We start from the raw sequence: 15,635 nt of genomic DNA on the forward strand, positions 1-15,635 counted from the left end.
TTGCAAAAAGGCATAATTGAGTGTTTTCAAAAGTCAGTCACCTGTGACTATTCACTTTTATCAGATTTTTAAATAATAGACGTTGGACATAGTACGCCATGATGCGAACACATTACTGCGGTTCTTTAACAGAAGCACAAATCGATCAAACAGTAACTTTATGCGGTTGGGTACACCGTCGCCGTGATCATGGCGGTGTAATTTTCCTTGATATGCGAGATCGCGATGGTCTTGTTCAGGTGGTGATCGATCCTGATACACCAGAAGCATTTGCTACCGCAGATAAGGCACGTTCCGAATTTGTACTTAAAATTACTGGTCGTGTACGCCGCCGTTATGAAGGCACAGAAAATGCCAATATGGTCAGTGGTCAGATTGAAGTTTTGGGCAAAGAGATCGAAGTCCTTGCACAATCAGAAACCCCACCATTTCCGCTGAATGACGATACCATTAATGTATCCGAAGAAAATCGCCTGAAATTCCGTTTTCTTGACATTCGTCGTCCGGAAATGCTGGAACGCTTACGTTTCCGTTCTAAAGTCACCACATTGATCCGTAACTATCTTGATGATCATGGCTTTCTCGATGTTGAAACACCAATTTTAACCCGTGCTACACCTGAAGGCGCACGTGACTATCTGGTGCCAAGCCGTGTATCAAACGGTAGTTTCTATGCCTTGCCACAATCACCACAATTATTTAAACAATTATTGATGGTCGGTGGTGTAGATCGTTATTATCAAATTGCCAAATGTTTCCGTGACGAAGACTTACGTGCCGATCGTCAGCCAGAATTTACCCAGATCGACATTGAAACATCATTCTTAAATGATGATGACATCATGGATCTAATGGAAGGCATGACAGTTAAACTGTTTGATGAGTTATTGGGTATCAAATTCGATAAATTCCAACGTATGCCATATTCAGAAGCGATGCGTGATTATGCGTCTGATAAACCTGATCTGCGTATTCCATTAAAACTGGTTGATGTTGCAGACTTGATGCAAGACGTGGAATTCAAAGTTTTTGCTGGTCCTGCAAAAGATCCTAAAGGTCGTATCGTCGCTTTACGTGTACCGGGTGCAGGTGCACTGCCACGTAGTCAAATTGACGAATACACCAAATTTGTCGGAATTTATGGTGCAAAAGGTCTGGCTTACATCAAAGTCAACGAACTGGAAAAAGGCATCGAAGGCTTACAATCACCGATTGTTAAATTCATCGAACCGATCGTATTACAATTGCTGGAACGTGTCGGTGCAGAAAATGGCGATATCGTATTCTTTGGTGCAGATAAAGCCAAAGTAGTGAACGATGCCATGGGTGCTTTACGTGTCAAGATCGGTCATGACCTGAAACTTGCAACCAAAGAATGGGCACCGCTTTGGGTAGTCGATTTCCCAATGTTTGAAGAAACTGATGATGGCAAATGGACATCGGTTCACCATCCATTCACCTTGCCAAAATCCAGCGTTGAAGATGTAAAAAACAATCCGGGTGAAGCTTTATCGGTTGCATACGACATGGTGCTGAACGGTACAGAAATCGGTGGTGGTTCACTGCGGATTTATACGTTGGAAATGCAAAAAGCCATCTTTGAAGCTCTGGGTATTTCCGAAGAAGAAGCCGAAGAAAAATTCAGCTTCCTGTTAAATGCCCTACGTTACGGTGCGCCTCCTCACGGTGGTCTGGCATTTGGTCTGGATCGTCTGATCATGTTAATGACAGGTGCTTCCTCAATTCGTGATGTGATTGCTTTCCCGAAAACCAAAACTGCCGAATGTCCATTAACACAGGCACCCGCACCAGTAGAAGCCAATCAGTTGCGTGATCTGGGTATTCGCTTACGTGAACAGCCGAAGAAAGACGCCGAATAATTTGGTTGAAGTATTTTAAAATTACCTTGATGAAAAGCTCTGCACATGCAGGGCTTTTTATTTGATATTGGTTTTCATTTGCCAAAAATGGCATAATATACGCTATTCAGTGATTAATCTTTATTTAGGTATTCAACTATGGCTATGCGTCGTGATGTAAAACGTCATTCTCTTGTGATCATCGTGTTTGCTTTGGCACAGTGGGCTATTGTCATGGCAGCATTGAATTTCAACTGGTGGCACCTTGATCAAAATGGCCGTATCCTAACATTCTGTTTCAGTGTGTTTGGCGGTGCATGGTTATTGATGTGCGCTATTTTATATATGGTCATTAAAGGACGTGATCACTCCAAAGATGATAATGCAAAATAGTTATTTACAGTGCGATTGAACCACGCCAAGCATGGGGCCGAGTTTAGCCCTTTGTACAGTACGTTTTAGATATGGCGAATATAAACTGGAAATCGTCCCGTCCAGATATAATGCTTGGTCAATCCCCAACCCTGTTTTAAAAAACTGGGCAAACTGATAAAAACTTACCCGCTCATCACTGATGACAAAATACAATGTACCATCTTTTATTCCGACACCATTGCGAATTTTTTTAGAGTTTGAATCTACAATAAATTGTGGATGAATCTTGCCATCAATCACCAGCATAGGGCCGGACTGGGTGGCGTAATCGGCGTTAAAATCTTGTGCCTGCCATTGCTCACTGGTTAGAATCACAGCCTCTTGCTGATTCCATGCCAATACCCCATTGGGCTTTAAAAAAAAGTTCCCAAAGCCTGTCGATTGATTCAATGGATTGAGCTGTTGCTGTTTTTCAATATATAAACCAACGGGTGAAAATCCCGCATGAAACATACCTGCATTCATAGCAAAATCTAATTGCTCACAGGATTTAAGCTGTTGCTGCCATGCTGCAAAAGAAGAAAGCGGCTGTTGTTTGCCATCATATAATGCCAGTCGCAACTGACTCAGATCGGATAATTGATAAACGGTATAGGATTGTTGTTGAAAATAATCATGCTGAATCGCAGCATATGCCCGTATTCCACCACTCAACACGGTAACACTGATCAAACACAAGGTAGAGATTAAAAACCGATAGCTTTTCATAACATGACTTATTTTTGATTTATTACTACAATACCATGCATGAATAACAGATTAACGTAAATATCGATGAATAAAAAATATGGAGTCATTGCTCTGGCTGGAATTGCCCTGTTAATTACGGCCTGTAGTCGCGAACCCAGTCAACAGGAATTACAGACCTTATATCAGGCAAAAGTAAATCATACCAATCAACTTGCCAGTAAAATCATGCAGCAAAAAGGCGATATCATTGAAGTCAAATCATTTGAAAAAATTGACTGCAACGCAATTGAACAAAGTAAAGATTATCAATGTCGAGCCAAGGTCACGCTATCCCTGCCATTTTTAGGAGAACAACAAAATACTGCCGATCTTCGGGTAAGCAAAGGAGAAAATGGCTGGGTTATCATTGATTAGCAGATATCCGATAAACATAAAAAAAGCCTTTACTCTCGAAAGAATAAAGGCTTCCAATACTGAACAAACGACATTAGGCAACCGGAATCTCACCAAATTTTCCGGCATTAAAATCATCAAATGCCTGAATAATTTCCTGTTTGCTATTCATCACAAATGGACCATAACCTTGAATTGGTTCATTTAATGGTTCACCGCTTAGCACCAGAAATTTGGCATCTTCAAGTGCTTCGACCTGAAAATCTGCCTCACCATCATGTGCAAAAATCACAATGGAATGATCACCTACTTTTTGTGTGCCATTAACCAGCACTTGTCCAGACAATACCACCAGTAAGGCATTGTGTGTAACAGGAACAAAGAAATGTTGCTGATGTCCTGCTTTTAGCACGCCATCCCACATATTGACGGGTGTAAATGTTGTTGCAGTACCTTTGGTCTGTTCATATTCACCTGCGATCACACGTAAATAACTGCCTGCATCATCCAGCTCAACTCGCGCAATATCCTGCGCAGCAATAGTTTGATATTTTGGTGCAGTCATTTTGGCATGACTTGGTAGATTGACCCAGAGTTGTACCATTTCAAAGGTTCCCCCTTTACGGGCAAAATCTTCGGAATGAAACTCCTCGTGAACCAGACCACCTGCCGCAGTCATCCACTGTACATCGCCAGTTTTGATGGTGCCACCACCACCGCTTGAGTCTTTATGCGTAACCTCACCCTGATAAGCAAGTGTTACTGTTTCAAAACCACGATGCGGATGGCTACCAACACCACGCTGGGCTGTTGTTGCTTTAAAATCATAAGGCGCTGCATAATCCAGAAGTAAAAAAGGGCTGATTGCCTGACCTAAGCGATCATAACTAAATAAACTTCTGACATGAAAACCATCACCAACCCAATGCGATTGATCGGTTTTTAACACACCCACTATTTTTTTCATTTGGGTTCTCCAACTTTTGTCTATGTTTGACAGTTTAAACTGACCCAATTTATAAATAAATAGATAAAAAAGTACACTTTATCCCATTATTAGGACAATAATATAAAACCAATAAACCCGCTATCCTCTTATCATTCTATTATGTTTACAAAACCTGTTATCTTAAAAATTTATAATTAATTTCATAAAGTTATGACAACATATACCTCAATTTAAAGACGTGACATCTATCATTTTTATAATCCTATTTATGCAAAAGTCTATCTCACCAGAACTATTTTTAAAAATTTCTTCTCATTCTAAGCTAAATAGCAACTAAACCTTCTGTTTGGTTAATTCATTAGAGAGAAAGAGGATTTATAAAATGACTAAACCCTACATCCGCTTAGATAAAAACGATGCAGCTGTGCTGTTAGTCGATCATCAAACTGGCTTATTATCACTGGTACGTGATATTGATCCGGATAAATTTAAAAATAATGTGCTTGCGCTTGCTGCCGCAGCAAAATATTTTAACCTTCCAACGATTCTAACCACAAGTTTTGAAAATGGCCCGAATGGTCCGCTTGTTCCAGAACTCAAAGAACTTTTCCCTGATGCACCCTACATTGCTCGTCCGGGACAAATTAATGCATGGGACAATGAAGATTTTGTTAAGGCAGTGAAAGCCACAGGGAAAAAACAACTGATCATTGCCGGCGTGGTCACCGAAGTCTGTGTCGCCTTCCCAACCCTATCTGCATTAGCAGAAGATTTTGAGGTTTTTGTCGTCACAGATGCATCGGGTACATTTAATCATTTAACCCGGGATACAGCATGGGATCGCATGTCACAGGCAGGTGCACAGCTCATGACCTGGTTTGGTACAGCATGTGAATTACATCGTGACTGGCGCAATGATATCGAAGGTTTGGGTACATTATTTTCCAATCATATTCCGGATTATCGCAATCTCATCAATAGCTTTAATCAAAATACTCAACAAAAATAAAGCAAATCAGCTAACATTAGTATGGTTAATCCATACTAATGCAGCTCAAGATCATGTCAATGCACTCCCTAGATGACTATTATTATTTTTATTTGGTGGTAAAACATGGTGGGTTTTCTGCGGCAAGTGAAGCAACCCAAATCACCAAATCGAAGTTGAGCCGCCGTATTGTCGAGCTAGAAGAAAAATTTCAAGTTAATCTTATTCAGCGTTCTACACGTCATTTTAAAGTCACGCCTTTAGGTCAACTTTTTTTTGAAGAATGCTGCAAGGTCATTGCTCAAGTCGAATGTGCCGAGAATGTTTTACTAGAACAAAAAAGTGAACCACAAGGCTTGGTCCGCATCAGCTGTCCTGAAGTGATGATGCATTTCCAGATTCGGGACATTTTGAACCAATTTTTAAAACAATATCCAAAAGTAGAGCTGGAACTCGAACTCACCAGTCGCCGTGTGGATATTCTTCACGACAATATTGATTTGGCCATTCGAACCAATTTTGCAGAAAATGAAAATTCCAGTTTAATTGTTCGTGATGTCGTGAAAACGCCCCATTGTCTGGTTGCTAGCCCCGAGATTATTGGCTCACACCAAATTGATACATTTGAGGATTTAAAACAATTCCCGGCCATTGTCCTCGGCACACAAAAAACAGCATATACATGGACGATGACTCATCTTTCAACCGGCGAAATCCAAGATATTCCAATCCACCCTCGCATTAAAAGCAATGATCTATCTGGCGTGTATTACGCTGTCAAAGATGGTCTTGGCATTGCAGATTTACCCTATCTAACCGTAGAAGCGGATATTCAATCCGGGCAGTTAATCCATCTCTTTCCAGCATGGCAATCCAATATTGGTACAGTACAATTGGTTTATGCTTCACGTAAGGGGCAGCGACTGGTCATGGAAAAACTAATTCAGACACTGATTGATGGTTTAAGAGCCATTGCAAAACAACAGCTGGGCTATTACACCCAATTATAAATACTCGGCATTACACAACATTACAATAATCCGGCGCTGCAAAGATTGAAGCAGAAAAAGTTGTCCCCAAATATAAATCATACCGATTAATGATCTACTTAGGAGAACAATCTGATCATGGCAAATCAAGGTTTATATCGCTCAAACCAACGTCGCATGATTGCTGGTGTGATGGGAGGTATCGCTGAACGCTTTGATTGGAACGCAACTTTATTACGCATTATTTTTGTGATCGTTTCAGTCATGAGTGCAGCATTTCCCGGTATTCTGGTTTATCTGGTGTTATGGCTACTGATTCCCAAACAAAACCGTGAACAAAAAACCCTGCGGACAGTCAACTAAGCTGTTTCATTACATTTCTTCCATCTAAATTAAAAAGTTTTTAGTGTTTTACCCTTTAAGCTACGATCTCCCCCAAGGTCGTAGCTTTTTTTTATCGCTTTTTTCTTGCGTTTATCTCAAATTGTCTTTGCGCCAGCCTTTTTATTGGGAATAATAGCAGACAAGTGCAATAGAGAAATGATAACGATGGCTATTTTCTTATTACTGCTGCTGGCCTTTGTTGCCTTTGCAGTATACCGCTATAAAAAATATCAAAAACAACGTGATATTGAAGAAATGGCAGCAGAAGCACAGGCCTATGTCAGTGCAGAAGTGGTGGCGCTATTACAACGCTATAAAGCACTTATGGCGCAAAGTGCCTTGAGTCCTTATGATGCAGTGCGCTTGCAAAAAAATCTAAAAAACCTGACCGAAAATTTACTCTGCCATACCGACAGTGAAGCCAGTGTGCGGGAATATCTGGCACTGGCAAAACAGGATATTGCATTGATTAAAATCAAGCTCGACCAAGTCACCGAACAAAATCATCATCACTCAGATACGGCTTTTGATGCCCTCAAATGAAAAATGGTACGCTAGGCACCATTTTTTATTTTAGGCATCGATGAGAATATTACTGTCTCACATGAACTATCATTCATATTAGAAAGTGGACAAACCAGACCATTCCATAAAACGATATAACCAGTATTTTAAACGCGACTCATCTTGATTTTCGCTGTAATCCACTGTCATCTTTTTCTCTGGTGTATTGCGCCACACCGTTTCGAAATATTGTTGTGCATCCACCAATGCAGGATAACTTGCTTTGCCAGTGACAGAAATATTGGTTTCCAGATTGTAATTTTTCAAATTACGGGCGGTGTAGTTTGCAGATCCCAATATCACCTGCTTTGTACCATCTGCTCTGGATAGAATCAATAATTTGCTATGACATTGTTCGCCATGCGTTAAACACCAACGTACATCAACCTTGGCCTGATGTAATTCCCAAGCCACCTGCCGATTGGGAATACCATTTTTCTGCCGACCAAAAGCATCCTTATTCGGATCAAGTACAACCCGAACCTGTACGCCGCGTGCCTGCGCCGCCTTAATAGCCTGAATAATCCGACGTTCAGACAAATAGAACATCATCAAATCCAATTGCTCTCCCGATTTTAAGCTATTAATACTTTGCAAAATCTCATCATAAATTGCTTTTTCAGTCAGGATTTGTGCTTGTGGTAATGTCGCATCCGGACTCGGTTCGGCCATCACCACCATGGGTACATCACCTTGAGACAATTTTGCCACTGCACGTTCACTATCAAGCACATCTGTTGCCAGCTTGCCTTGCACAATCATTGCCACATTACTGTGTTGAGAACTGCCATCATGTGGATTGGCTGAAGAAATTAATGCCTTCCAGCCTTGCAAGGTATCCACTACCAATGTTTTACGATGATTTGCCTTAAAATTTAATAATTCTAGATAACTACGCAAAGTGACTTTGCCTTCACCTAAAGGATTGGGTAACCAACCGCCTTGTGGATTATTCCCCACCTGTTGACAGCACATATACCAAAATCCAGACCATACCGGATTAGAAGCTCTTAACGGTCTAAGGTCGGTAAAGATGACATCTATCCCGTTTTTTTGTAATTGATGAAAATTTTCAGCGCTCATCCCACCATAGACGGTATTGATCGGGTCACTTATCACTTTAATTTCAATCTGTGGATTTAAAGCTTTTTTCTGCAATAAAGCCTGAGTTAATTGTTCTGATAAAGGCTGATGTTTGACATTGGATTTTCCGACCGAATCATTAAACAGGAACATATCCAATACAATGGTGGTCTGTGCCTGATCAATCAGGGTCAAAACTGCATCAAAAATCTGTTGCTCACTCTGTACCTGTCCACTGCCATTTAAAAAGGTTTGATCACCCAAAAACTCCACTGCACTAGGACGACTCGGACTTTTATAATTTAATCCTTTGGGTAACGGCTTATATACCTGATAAATTGCCGAAGCTAGATAAGTTAAAAACAGGATCAGCGCAATGACGGCAAAATAACGCTTAGTTGACCAATTAAGTTTTTTTTGAATTCGCTGGAAGATACGCATAACGATTGCCCCAAAGTTTGGCTAAGGCTACCAACTTTTTCAGTAATAACTCAATAGATTTTTTGCAATAAAGTGACGTATTGCGTTGACGTATCATCTATAAAAACAGAGATTTCCATAATAATTAGCACAAATTTTAGTCAGTCGATGCAAATTCAATCTGAATATGTCGCTCCCAAATCCATTATTGATTAAGCTATGTGCGCTTACATTCGCCCTATGACATTTACATGAATGTCAGCAAAATTTTTTAATTATTTCTCTTGCTGCGTATGCGTTATTTTACAACACAACATGCAAGATCATTTTGATGTTTAGCATGGTGCATACATGACCACTTCCGCATCCCAACCTGTCCAATTTAACGAAAAACGGGCACGCAAAGCTGCACTCAGTAGCTTTATTGGTGCTGTCGTCGACTGGTACGACTTTTTACTTTATGGGATTGTTGCAGCATTGGTCTTTAAAGATCAGTTTTTCCCTAGTATCAGCCCAACCATGGGGACACTTGCCGCTTTTGCAACGTTTGGTGTGGGCTTCTTGTTCCGTCCTTTAGGGGGAGTCGTGTTTGGACATTTTGGGGACAAAATCGGTCGTAAGAAAATGCTCTTTCTCACCGTTTTTCTGATGGGTGCAGCAACGGTCATGATTGGACTTTTGCCTAATTTTGCCCAAATCGGCTGGTGGGCACCTGTTTTACTGGTCACACTCAGAGCAATTCAAGGTTTTGCTGTTGGTGGTGAATGGGGTGGTGCAGCACTGATGGCCGTGGAAAATGCGCCTGAACACAAGAAAGCATTTTATAGCAGTGGTGTACAGATCGGTTATGGCGTCGGTTTAATGCTGGCCTCTGGTATTGTCTCCTTAACGATTATGTCACTGGGACAAGATACGTTTAACGAATGGGGCTGGCGTATTCCATTTCTGATTAGTGTGGTATTGGTCGGCATTGCACTGTGGATTCGTAATGATCAGGAAGAATCGCCGGAATTTCTACAGCAAGTGGAAAAATCGACACAGCAGCAAAAAACCTTACCAATTCTGCAAGCGATCAAGAACAGTCCGAAAGGCTTTTTCTTTATTATTGCCTTGCGCCTTGCCGAATTGCTCACCATGTATCTGGTGACCACATTTGCCTTAAATTACTCGACACAAAACCTGCATATGTCCTCACAGATTTTTCTCAATATCTCACTGATGGTCGGTGCAATCAGTTGCTTTTCGATTCCCTTTTTTGCCTTTATTGCAGATCGTTTTGGCCGTCGACGTATGTGCATTTTCGGTGGTTTGATTGGTGCGCTTGCCGCATTTCCTTTCTTTTTTGCCTTGCAAAGCGGCTCTTTATTCTGGATTGTGATTCTGTCAATTTTATTGGCCAATCTGGCACATGACATGGTGGTCAGTGTACATCAACCGATTTTTACCGAGTTATTTGGCGCAGAATATCGTTATAGCGGCGCAGGTGTCGGTTATCAGATTGCCAGTATTGTCGGTGGTGGCTTCACGCCATTTATTGCCTCAGCACTGATTGCCATTGCTGGCGGACACTGGATTTTGGTGGCGATTTACCTCACTGTCGGCTGTTTACTGACGGCTCTTGTTGCAAGCAAAATGAAAGCACATGTCAATGAACCATCCCATCTAAAATCATCAATATAATATCTGTTAGGGCGTGATTTTAACAAATCGCTCCCCGCCGGGTTCAGGTTGATCGGTAATATGTCTGGCCCCTTCCATGATCATCCGAATCATGATCATGGTTTCTTCCGCGACAACTTGACGCTCCACTGAAGGTAAATCAAGCACTTTTGCCCCCATATTAAATACCAACTGGGTAATGGCTTTGGCCACCAGATCGGGACGATGTAAAGGTTTACGGCGTAAATAACCAATACGAATCAAGTCCTCCTGCAACTCTTGCTGAAAATAACTTAACTGTCGTTCCACTGCTTTTTTATAAGACGCTGATCCGGTATAGCCTTCGCGTAATAACAGGCTTAAATTGCCATCATCGGCATCCAGTTGTTGCAAGAAAATTTCAACCGAACTGCGAATCACACTGGTATTTTTTGATGCCCGTAACCGTGCTTCACGGATAATCTGCCGCAAGACTTCACCAGCCCGATCAATTAACGCAATCGCAAGTTCATCGACATCCTTGAAGTGCCGATAAAAACTATTTGGTGCAATCCCGGCCTCACGCGCAACCTCACGCAAACTCAAAGATGAAATACTTTTTTCCGACCCAATCAAATTTAAGGTAGCCTGAAATAATTCCTGTTGCGTAATGGTGGCTTTGCGTCCTGCGTGACGAGATACAGGCTTGTCCTGATACTCAATATTTTCAATCTGTTGCGGCGTTAAATCTGATTCTTTTGATAACGTCGTCATACATATCCACCATGTTTAATTTACTTGATTATAGCCTTAGCAAGAGACAACAACAAAGCCAAAACCAAAATAACGTAACGATTTGTTGAACAGCGCAATTAAAACATATACATTCGTATATACAAGTGTATAATAATTAAAAACCATGATAGAGATGCTGCTATGTTGACATTTCAAAGCAAAAATCCTTTTTTAGATTTAATCTCCCAAAGTATCTACGATGCTCAGGCAATTAATTTTTGGCTAAAAAAAATCAATCCACTCTGGTCAACCGAACAAATTCTCGGAAAAATCGTTGAAATCACCCACCCTGCTGACAATATTGTGAGTTTAAAAATCCGCTGTAATCAGCGTATGCAGTTTGGCAAGGCAGGACAACATCATCCCGTTACTGTTGAAATTGATGGCCGTCGCTATGAACGCAGCTACAGCCTGACACAACTTGATCAACAACATATTTTATTGACCTTAAAAAAAGTTGAAAACGGCATCGTCAGCACTTGGTTTTGCGATACAGCCAAAATTGGTGATGTGGTCGAGTTTGGTCTACCTTATGGAGACATGCTATTAGAACAACAAGACAATAAAGAAATTGTTATTCTAGCCGCAGGCAGTGGCATTACACCTATGTACAGTATGCTGTATGCGCTTGTACAACAACAGAAATTGAATAATTACCACATTTGTTTGATGTACTGGGCGCAGTACCAGCAGGAATTAATTTTTCAATCAGAGTTCGCAGCCTGGCAAGCACAATATCCGAATTTTAAATTTGAAGCCTTTGTCACTCAGGAACAACCGCATGATTTACGCCTGAATGCCGATCATCTCAAGTCAATTGAAAATCTTAGTAAAACAACCGTATTTGCCTGTGGTTCATCCGGTTTTGTCAATCAGGCCAAACTGTTATGTCAGGAAGCCAAGCACTTTCAGGCAGAAGCCTTTAGCTTGGCACCTATATCAACCGATGAAACAGGGTTTATTCAAGTTACTTTAACGCAATCCAATAAAACTGTCAGCATTGCCAAAGGACAACCCATATTACAGGGTCTGGAGCAGGCACAAGTCAAACCAACCCATGGTTGCCGCATGGGCATTTGCAACAAATGTGCCTGTAAAAAAGTTGAAGGCTCTACCCGAAATCTGAATGACAGTTCGGAAAATCATGAACCCAACCAAAACTTACGCATTTGTGTTAATAGCGCCAAAAGCGACCTTATTCTAGATTTATAAAAATTGGGAGAATCCGATGAACATGCAAGTCAAAACCCAGTATTTCACCAACCCCAAAAATCGTAATCTGTCTCAAATAGAGTTAGATGCCCTAGCGCAGGAACTCGATGCGATTAAACAGGAGGTTGTCGACGATCTCGGTGAAAAAGATGCCAAATATATCCGCCGTGTCTATGCCACCGTTCGTTATACCAGTATCGCAGGACGTGCCTGTTTAATGGCAGGCTGGTTTCCACCCACTTGGTTACTCGGCACCACCCTACTTGGCATATCCAAAATTCTGGAAAATATGGAAGTTGGCCATAATGTCATGCACGGACAATATGACTGGATGAATGATCCAAAATTCAAAGGCCAAACCTACGAATGGGATAATGTCGGTACAGGTGATAACTGGCGACAAACCCACAATTTTAAGCATCATACCTATACCAATATTAAAGGTATGGATGATGATATCGGCTATGGTCTGGTACGTATTTTCCCTGAACAACGCTGGAAACCCGGCTACCTGTTACAACCACTGTACTGTGTACCATTTTGCTTACTATTCCAGTGGGGTGTGGCGATCCAGAACCTTGAAGTTGGACGGGTATTTATCGGCCATAAAACCAAAAAACAATTGTGGCAGGAATGGAAACCGGTACAGAAAAAAGCAGCTAAAATGCTACTCAAAGATTATGCATTTTTCCCATTGCTGGCATTACCTTTAGGTACTGCTCTACCTGTGCTGGCTGGTAATGTTGTTGCCAATGGAATTCGTAATGTCTGGACCTTTAGTATTATTTTCTGTGGTCATTTTACCAAGGATGTCGAAGTCTTCCCAAAAACCGTGCTGAAAAATGAGAGCAAGGGTCATTGGTATATGCGTCAGATTCGTGGCTCATCAAATTTAACTGGATCAGAAGCATTTCATATCATGACCGGTCACCTAAGCCATCAGATTGAACATCACCTGTTCCCTGAAGTTCCAGCGCGTCGTTATCGCAAAATGGCACCTAAAGTAGAAGCTGTATGTAAAAAATATGGTTTAAATTACAACAATGCCAGCCTGTTTAAACAATATGGTCAAGTCATTGGACGTATTTTTAAATACGCGTTGCCGTTTAAGAAGTAACGCTTCAACCATGAGAAGTATTGCATAGCATTACTTCTCATCTCCTATTATACATTCTTAGCTCAAATTGCTATTGATCAAATTTATTCAAACTCATCGCATTTAATAATTACACATTTTGTTGTTCTGCAAATTTTCAATCAAATAAATACTATTGATTGTTGTTGGCTTTCTATATTGATTAAGCTATCTGCAAAACCAACATTTATATTTTGAAATTGCTCTAAAGCCTTTATATAAGTTCTAACTTTATAGATGATATACACAACTATTGGCAAATATATTTAATATTTGAATAATCATCGCCTTTTCTAACGCATAGGCACGTACAAATATATTCGTATCAATTCTAAATTTCCATCTTTTACCCTGATCAATCTATCAGGTCTTTTGCCGTTTAGCAGCGATCAATCATTAATGCTAATTAAATAACCTTACCAACAGCCGATCATAACAATCAGTACATCACACTATACTCTGATGTCATACGTGTCTTGCCATTCTCCAGTTAAGTATCCAGCCGAAAGCTACACAGCAGGCAGCCAGCATAAAAGTGGTCGCATAATTAAACTGTAAAGCAATTAACCCAAATAATGGTGCACAAACCGCATAGGAAATATCCTGAAAGGCGGAATAGACACTCATGGCAGTCCCTCGCACCTGTACAGGAGCTTGCTTAATCAGCTCAACGCCCAGAGCAGGATAAACCAGTGAACAGCCCATACCGGTTAAAAATGTGCCAACAATGGCCAATTGAGCATTAGGTGCAATAAAAATGACTGATAATCCCAGCAATTCTACCAACAGAGAAATCCCAGCAATCCAATAACCCGAATAATGATCAGTACTATGCCCGGCAAAAATACGCACCAATACAAATGCCACGCCAAAACTGGCCAGCGCGAATTCAGAATATAGCCAGCCCTGTGCCTTAAAGTACAATACAATAAAAGTCCCGATACAGGCAAACCCGACACCTTGCAGGGCTAGAATCAAGCCATATTTCCAAACATAGGCCATCACCTGCTTTAATGCCAGCGGTGCGCCTTTATGAACTTTAACCGCATGAATAGGAAAATACAGTGCAAAGGCCAATACTGGCATTAGCAACAACAGGATCACCAGACTTGAAAACCCAAAATGATTAAACAAAGTCAGGCCAATCGGGGCACCAACTGCTAGGGCACCAAAAATAGCCATTCCAGTTAGTGACAGTAGTCTGCCAGCTTGCTGCTGACCAAACAGACTCAATCCCCAAGCAATATGCCCACTGATTAAAAGACTTTCTGCATAGCCATGGCAAATACGCCCCACCAGTAACAGGATAAAACTGACTGTTGTCCCAAACGACAACACTGTTGCCAAATAATAAAATACCGCTGTGACAAGCAAGGCCAGAATCCCCTGCAAGGTTGCACGCTTTGAGCTTACATTATCGGACAAGCGACCAGCATAAGGACGTGTTAAAACTGTAGCTAGAAAATGGATACCTACAGCAACCCCCACCCCGAAGTTATTAATATTGAGGCTGTCGTGTACAAAGATTGGAATAACAGCCAACGGGGCTGAAATGGTGAGATAACAAAGAAACACTGCCAAAACCATGACAATCATCATCCATGGCTGGGTAGTTTTTAGAGGTTGAGATTCAGAAGAAAGCATAGAAACCTCCAATGAAGGTTGGAGGCACAAACGCATCAAACCCTCATTGTCAAAAATGAGAAATGATGCGTTGGATAACGGTAACGCTTACGGAGTATTTAATACCCAGATGCAAATCATATAAAATCGTATAGATAATTGCAAGGAATTGCTCATATCTTATACAACTCAGCCAATATCAGCGGAGGCTTTTATTAAATTCTTGTATTGAATACTTGATCTGTATGTATGGATCATTATTTAGGAACGCGAATTTAAGCGCAGACTAAAAAAAACCCCCAAGCATCAGCTTGGGGGTTTTGAATAATGAGCTGGCGATGACTTACTCTCACATGGGTAACCCCACACTACCATCAGCGCGAAGAGGTTTCACTTCTGAGTTCGGGAAGGGATCAGGTGGTTCACTCTTGCTATTGTCGCCAGCACAACTGTTATGGTGTTTTTTCGGTCTTAACTG

Annotated in this window: 15 protein-coding genes and 1 rRNA gene; 10 read left to right on the forward strand and 6 right to left on the reverse strand. The window is 41.1% G+C overall.

Annotated elements, in window-relative coordinates:
• Positions 1-98: 98 nt before the first annotated feature.
• Entirely contained in the window at positions 99-1,880 is a 1,782-nt protein-coding gene (aspS, locus tag CAP51_RS16820) for an aspartate--tRNA ligase (RefSeq protein ID WP_087621920.1), read from the forward strand.
• Between the two features lie 138 nt (positions 1,881-2,018).
• Positions 2,019-2,252 carry a hypothetical protein gene (locus tag CAP51_RS16825; RefSeq protein WP_087621921.1) on the forward strand — a complete coding sequence of 78 codons (234 nt, stop codon included), beginning with the start codon at positions 2,019-2,021 and terminating at the stop codon, positions 2,250-2,252.
• Here the strand turns inward: CAP51_RS16825 and CAP51_RS16830 are convergent, their stop codons facing one another.
• Positions 2,253-3,002, reverse strand: coding sequence for a phosphodiester glycosidase family protein (locus CAP51_RS16830; RefSeq protein ID WP_087621922.1), 750 nt, complete (start codon positions 3,000-3,002; stop codon positions 2,253-2,255).
• 66 nt (positions 3,003-3,068) lie between these two features.
• Between CAP51_RS16830 and CAP51_RS16835 the strand changes: the two genes are divergently transcribed.
• The gene (locus CAP51_RS16835; protein ID WP_087621923.1) at positions 3,069-3,398 is read left to right on the forward strand and encodes a hypothetical protein; all 330 of its coding nucleotides are present in this window, start codon (positions 3,069-3,071) and stop codon (positions 3,396-3,398) included.
• A 73-nt stretch (positions 3,399-3,471) separates the two neighbouring features.
• Here CAP51_RS16835 and CAP51_RS16840 read toward each other — a convergent pair whose 3' ends face one another.
• Complete coding sequence (locus CAP51_RS16840) at positions 3,472-4,344, reverse strand: pirin family protein (protein WP_087621924.1); 873 nt, start codon at positions 4,342-4,344, stop codon at positions 3,472-3,474.
• 364 nt (positions 4,345-4,708) lie between these two features.
• Between CAP51_RS16840 and ycaC the strand changes: the two genes are divergently transcribed.
• The 4 genes from ycaC to CAP51_RS16860 all read left to right on the forward strand — a co-directional run bounded on the left by ycaC (position 4,709) and on the right by CAP51_RS16860 (position 7,230).
• Positions 4,709-5,335 carry an isochorismate family cysteine hydrolase YcaC gene (gene ycaC / locus CAP51_RS16845; RefSeq protein WP_087621925.1) on the forward strand — a complete coding sequence of 209 codons (627 nt, stop codon included), beginning with the start codon at positions 4,709-4,711 and terminating at the stop codon, positions 5,333-5,335.
• Between the two features lie 59 nt (positions 5,336-5,394).
• Positions 5,395-6,324, forward strand: coding sequence for a LysR substrate-binding domain-containing protein (locus CAP51_RS16850; RefSeq protein WP_087621937.1), 930 nt, complete (start codon positions 5,395-5,397; stop codon positions 6,322-6,324).
• 117 nt (positions 6,325-6,441) lie between these two features.
• Complete coding sequence (locus tag CAP51_RS16855) at positions 6,442-6,666, forward strand: PspC domain-containing protein (RefSeq protein WP_087621926.1); 225 nt, start codon at positions 6,442-6,444, stop codon at positions 6,664-6,666.
• A 186-nt stretch (positions 6,667-6,852) separates the two neighbouring features.
• Complete coding sequence (locus CAP51_RS16860; RefSeq protein WP_087621927.1) at positions 6,853-7,230, forward strand: hypothetical protein; 378 nt, start codon at positions 6,853-6,855, stop codon at positions 7,228-7,230.
• A 78-nt stretch (positions 7,231-7,308) separates the two neighbouring features.
• On the opposite strand, the gene CAP51_RS16865 is transcribed toward CAP51_RS16860, so the two are convergent.
• A complete protein-coding gene (locus CAP51_RS16865; RefSeq protein WP_087621928.1) occupies positions 7,309-8,775 on the reverse strand; it encodes a phospholipase D family protein in 1,467 nt (488 codons plus the stop codon).
• A gap of 330 nt (positions 8,776-9,105) precedes the next feature.
• Between CAP51_RS16865 and shiA the strand changes: the two genes are divergently transcribed.
• On the forward strand, positions 9,106-10,434 hold the full coding sequence (shiA, locus tag CAP51_RS16870) for a shikimate transporter (RefSeq protein ID WP_087621929.1): 1,329 nt from the start codon (positions 9,106-9,108) through the stop codon (positions 10,432-10,434).
• Positions 10,435-10,440: 6 nt separating this feature from the next.
• Here the strand turns inward: shiA and fabR are convergent, their stop codons facing one another.
• A complete protein-coding gene (fabR, locus tag CAP51_RS16875; protein ID WP_245809191.1) occupies positions 10,441-11,172 on the reverse strand; it encodes an HTH-type transcriptional repressor FabR in 732 nt (243 codons plus the stop codon).
• Between the two features lie 156 nt (positions 11,173-11,328).
• Here fabR and CAP51_RS16880 point away from each other — a divergent pair, with 156 nt between their 5' ends.
• Together CAP51_RS16880 and CAP51_RS16885 are read left to right on the forward strand one after the other, a co-directional pair.
• The gene (locus CAP51_RS16880) at positions 11,329-12,399 is read left to right on the forward strand and encodes a flavin reductase family protein (protein ID WP_087621931.1); all 1,071 of its coding nucleotides are present in this window, start codon (positions 11,329-11,331) and stop codon (positions 12,397-12,399) included.
• A 16-nt stretch (positions 12,400-12,415) separates the two neighbouring features.
• Complete coding sequence (locus CAP51_RS16885) at positions 12,416-13,516, forward strand: fatty acid desaturase family protein (RefSeq protein ID WP_087621932.1); 1,101 nt, start codon at positions 12,416-12,418, stop codon at positions 13,514-13,516.
• A 483-nt stretch (positions 13,517-13,999) separates the two neighbouring features.
• Here CAP51_RS16885 and CAP51_RS16890 read toward each other — a convergent pair whose 3' ends face one another.
• Positions 14,000-15,178, reverse strand: coding sequence for an arabinose transporter (locus tag CAP51_RS16890; protein WP_171294820.1), 1,179 nt, complete (start codon positions 15,176-15,178; stop codon positions 14,000-14,002).
• A gap of 309 nt (positions 15,179-15,487) precedes the next feature.
• Positions 15,488-15,602: ribosomal RNA gene (gene rrf, locus CAP51_RS16895) — 5S ribosomal RNA — on the reverse strand.
• Positions 15,603-15,635: the final 33 nt, after the last annotated feature.

The sequence above is a fragment of the Acinetobacter populi genome, assembly GCF_002174125.1.
Lineage (GTDB): Bacteria > Pseudomonadota > Gammaproteobacteria > Pseudomonadales > Moraxellaceae > Acinetobacter > Acinetobacter populi.